This window comes from Microcoleus sp. A003_D6 (assembly GCF_036702825.1).
Lineage (GTDB): Bacteria > Cyanobacteriota > Cyanobacteriia > Cyanobacteriales > Microcoleaceae > Microcoleus.
Genome location: NZ_JAUBWA010000247.1, coordinates 1 through 3,744 on the forward strand (window position 1 = coordinate 1; position 3,744 = coordinate 3,744).

General features: G+C 45.7%; 7 protein-coding genes. 1 reads left to right on the forward strand and 6 read right to left on the reverse strand.

All coding sequences use genetic code 11. The annotated features are described in order from the left end of the window. Positions 1–49 precede the first annotated feature (49 nt). Positions 50–244 carry a hypothetical protein gene (locus QUB70_RS31940; RefSeq protein WP_332985805.1) on the reverse strand — a complete coding sequence of 65 codons (195 nt, stop codon included), beginning with the start codon at positions 242–244 and terminating at the stop codon, positions 50–52. A gap of 11 nt (positions 245–255) precedes the next feature. Then, a complete protein-coding gene (gene cax / locus QUB70_RS31945) occupies positions 256–1,377 on the reverse strand; it encodes a calcium/proton exchanger (RefSeq protein ID WP_332985807.1) in 1,122 nt (373 codons plus the stop codon). Positions 1,378–1,758: 381 nt separating this feature from the next. On the opposite strand from cax, the gene QUB70_RS31950 reads away from it, so the two are divergent. Then, positions 1,759–2,178 carry a VOC family protein gene (locus QUB70_RS31950; RefSeq protein WP_332985808.1) on the forward strand — a complete coding sequence of 140 codons (420 nt, stop codon included), beginning with the start codon at positions 1,759–1,761 and terminating at the stop codon, positions 2,176–2,178. 467 nt (positions 2,179–2,645) lie between these two features. Here QUB70_RS31950 and QUB70_RS31955 read toward each other — a convergent pair whose 3' ends face one another. The 4 genes from QUB70_RS31955 to QUB70_RS31970 form a co-directional block, all read right to left on the reverse strand. After that, a complete protein-coding gene (locus QUB70_RS31955; protein WP_332985809.1) occupies positions 2,646–2,783 on the reverse strand; it encodes a hypothetical protein in 138 nt (45 codons plus the stop codon). 19 nt (positions 2,784–2,802) lie between these two features. After that, positions 2,803–2,937, reverse strand: a complete 135-nt coding sequence (locus QUB70_RS31960; RefSeq protein ID WP_332985810.1) for a hypothetical protein — start codon at positions 2,935–2,937, stop codon at positions 2,803–2,805. A gap of 214 nt (positions 2,938–3,151) precedes the next feature. Beyond that, positions 3,152–3,355, reverse strand: a complete 204-nt coding sequence (locus QUB70_RS31965; RefSeq protein ID WP_332985811.1) for a DUF5615 family PIN-like protein — start codon at positions 3,353–3,355, stop codon at positions 3,152–3,154. Continuing rightward, positions 3,339–3,662, reverse strand: coding sequence for a DUF433 domain-containing protein (locus QUB70_RS31970; protein ID WP_332985813.1), 324 nt, complete (start codon positions 3,660–3,662; stop codon positions 3,339–3,341). Before QUB70_RS31970 ends, QUB70_RS31965 begins: the two co-directional genes overlap by 17 nt. Positions 3,663–3,744: the final 82 nt, after the last annotated feature.

Sequence of the window (3,744 nt, forward strand, 5' to 3'; positions counted from 1 at the left end):
ATGTATCCAGTTGTTATGGCTCTGTAGCCATACTAGCCATCCCTGAGTATTACTCATTTCGACTAAACGAATCGCACAGCCACATTTCCATTGTACGATCGCGGGCGACCACTATCGAAGGCATTCGGGAGAAGTCCGAGCGAAGAGGGAAGGGACGGGGGAGAGTGGGAGAGTGGGAAAAATCTTCCCTCTTCCTTCCTTCCTTCTTTCCTTCCTTCTTCCTTCTTCCCTCGGACTTCGGCATAAGAAAGCCTGTTAAACAAGTCCCTCAATTACCGGATGGAAGTAGAACGCCAGCGCCAAAACCGTATAAGCTGCCAACAGCAAAGTACCTTCTAGCCAGTTAGAGTTGCCGTCAGAACTGATAGAATTCGCAATCAGCACCGACACCGTAACCGCTACAAGTTCAAACGGGTTGAAGTTCAAGTCCATCGGTTTGCCCAAGACAAAACCTGCCAAAACCAACACCGGGGCAACAAACAAAGCAATTTGCAAACTCGAACCCATTGCCACAGAAACCGACAAATCCATTTTATTTTTCATCGCCACCGTCACAGCAGTCGTATGTTCGGCCGCATTGCCAATAATCGGCACTAAAATCACCCCGGTAAACAGTGATGTCAGCCCCAAACGCGCCGTCGCTTCTTCCAGAGTACCCACCAGCAGTTCCGACTCGACAGCTACCATCAGGGTACAGGCCAACAGCACCCCAATCCACAGCGGCAGATTGACTTTGTGGTCATGACTGTCTGGTGCTAAGTTACTTTCGGCTAATTCTTCAAGCATTTCTATTTCGGCCACCCCTGCATCGTACAGATAACTGTGGGTTTTCATCGAAAACAGCAGTGTCAGCACGTAGACGACAATCAGGACTAAAGCAACAGCGCTAGAGAGGTTCTGCATAGTTGCGGGAGGGATGCCAATAGAGGTGGCATCAACTGCCGTCGGCACCAAAATGGCAATCACGGCTAAGTTCATCGCTGAAGCATTCAACCGGGCGACTGTCGGCTGAAATTCTTGTTCTTTGTAGCGCAAGCCGCCCAGCAGCATCGCAAATCCCATCACTAACAGCAGGTTGCTCATAATTGAACCAGTGATACTGGCCTTGACAACATCTATTAGTCCGGCGTTGAGGGCGACGATGCCGATAATCAGTTCCGTGGCATTTCCGAAGGTAGCGTTTAGCAAACCCCCCAAATTGGCGCCGAGGACGACGGCGATTTCTTCGGTGGCCGTGCCCATCCAGGCGGCTAGGGGGACGATGGCTAGGGCCGAGGTGATGAAGATTGTGGAGGATTCCCAGCCGAGAAAGTGTCCGGCGATGGAAATCGGGATAAATAACAGCAGGCTGGAAATTATTGTAGTTGTGTTTAGCATTTAGATTGTGAAAAGCTGTCAACCGTCAATCATAGCCTGTGGGAAAATAAAAAAAAGGGGAGGGAAAGACTAGCTGCTGAACAACAAGCCATAACAGAAGTCAGAACACGGATTTTGACTTCGACCCCAAACTCGGATAACGAGCGCAGTACATTCGAGTTTGGGGTCGAAAGAATAGACCTCTTGCAAAAATCCTTTTAATCAAATTCTGGAACGGGCTCTCCGGCCCATTCCACAAGAAAAAAAATTTTGTGGGATGGGCCGGAGAGCCCGTCCTAGTTATTTTTGCAAGAGGTCTAATACACGGATTAATTGTCAAGCTGAGAATACAGAATGGCACTTTACAACACAAACAGTTATAATTAACTTATTTTACTTATTATGATTGATATAGGTCTCACTCACATCGCACTCCCCGTTTCAGATGTCGATCGCACTATCGAATTCTACTCCAAGTATGCTGGAATGCAAGTAATTCACAGCCGCATCGATGCAGAAGCTGGTGTTGCTGTAGTCTGGCTTTCCGATCGCACTCGCCCTTGGATAAACCCATTCCGTAAACGAGACATAAAAGTTGAATTGCGAAAATCAGATCAGTGTCAAGCTAATTGGGTTAAAGCTGATGTTCCAAAGGATACAGTTTTGTATCTTAAAGATCAAGCTGGTAAAACCTATGTTCGGTACACAACTCAAGTTAACGGAGTGAGCTATGGAGATATGATGAACTACCGCACGCCATTCAGTGCTTGCGCTAAACTTCCTGATGGACGAGAAGTCTGTACAAGTATCGTTGGAAACTGAAACAGCTAGAATAATATTCCTAACAAGGATCGACTACTTTGAGTCGGATTGGGGGATAAAAGTTGCTAGTGCATTAACAGATGAAACGTGGTAAGGTTTACTGAAATTTCAATTAAGACTCGAACATAATTAACCTTTTACCACTTCTTTCAAACAAGAGCGATCGCCCTTACGTCAAAAAGAGCGATCGCCCGTTCCCCCATCCGCGTCCATCAGCGTGCATCCATTCGTGACAAGTTAAGACTTTGCTACATTTGTCAATCAGCAATAATACTCAAAATAGTGCTGTTTGAAGAGTGGAAAATTCGCGATTTGGGGTCAGCGGGCATCAATATGGCGCTCCGCACGCTCGCACGAGCGCCCAAGTTTCCGTTTTTCACCCCATATTTGAAGAAAATTTGAGCATAATTGCTGATTGACAAATGCTTCCCTAGTTTAACTTGTCAGCAATGGCGTGCATCTGCGGTTCAAAAGAGCGATCGCCATTTCCCCCATCCGCGTCCATCAGCGTGCATCTGCGGTTCAAAAGTGCGATCGACCGGTGCGTCGAAAAGAGCGATCGCCATTTCCCCATCCGCGTCCATCAGCGTGCATCTGCGGTTCAAAAGTGCGATCGCCCTTACGTCACAAATACTCTACCATTCCGACCATCTCTTCAGATGTGTAAATCTCATAGAGCAAAATCAAAGTTTCTATTACTTGTCCGATCGAACGACTCCCCTGTTTAAAGTAAGCCACACCAGGATGATTATTACTCATACCAGCCATAACTAGGGCTTGCTGAAAAAGTGTACGTAGTCGAAAAACGAGGCTACACAGCTCAAAAAATAGTAGGTTTATTGCTAAATTCCCAAATTTAGCCAGATCCGAACAACGAAAGTGCAAGGGTTTTGAGCCTATATAATCCTATAACTTGCACTCGTTCGAGCTTCAAAAGCTTGAACCCCTTATCTGGTAAGCTTTCTACTTTTATTCAGCAAGCCATAACTAGAAAATCTCGATCCTGAGTAACAAGCATTCGCTGCTCTTGTTGAATAAAAAACCACTGCTGCTCATCCATCTTAGTCCTTAATCCTGCTTCTACCGTTGTCGTCACATCAATACCATAGAGACGTAACGCCCCAGCAATATCACGATCGATATGCTCATATAAATGAAACCTAATTCTCAGACTCACCTTTTAATTCCTTAATTTTTGCTTGTAATCTCCCCGGATTTTGACGCATAAATTCATCCACAAAAGCATCATCTTCTGCCATTTCTCTGTCAATTGCTTGGCGACGATCGTAATAATAAGCCATAGCGTCATAAACTGCGGCTACAAGCAGATCGTACTTAGTGGCAATTTCTAAAAGAGAATAACCCATTTTTAGGTGCATCACCATCACATCTTGTACGGCGATTCTCGTCCCAGCTATTCGGGGTTTCCCGCCGCGCATTCCCGGTGTCATTTCAAGGTGTTCTACGCTTACTGTTGTTGGCATGATATTTTAATTAGGGCTTGCTGAAAAAGTAAGAAAACAGCATTTAGAAAGATGAAGGAACTCGCGAGTCCCTTGATAATAT

Coding starts and splice junctions, on each gene's coding strand:
- QUB70_RS31960 (WP_332985810.1), bottom strand. CDS start 2,937: ATGAGTAATAATCATCCTGGTGTGGCTTACTTTAAACAGGGGAGTCGT.
- QUB70_RS31950 (WP_332985808.1), top strand. CDS start 1,759: ATGATTGATATAGGTCTCACTCACATCGCACTCCCCGTTTCAGATGTC.
- QUB70_RS31970 (WP_332985813.1), bottom strand. CDS start 3,662: ATGCCAACAACAGTAAGCGTAGAACACCTTGAAATGACACCGGGAATG.
- QUB70_RS31940 (WP_332985805.1), bottom strand. CDS start 244: ATGCCGAAGTCCGAGGGAAGAAGGAAGAAGGAAGGAAAGAAGGAAGGA.
- cax (WP_332985807.1), bottom strand. CDS start 1,377: ATGCTAAACACAACTACAATAATTTCCAGCCTGCTGTTATTTATCCCG.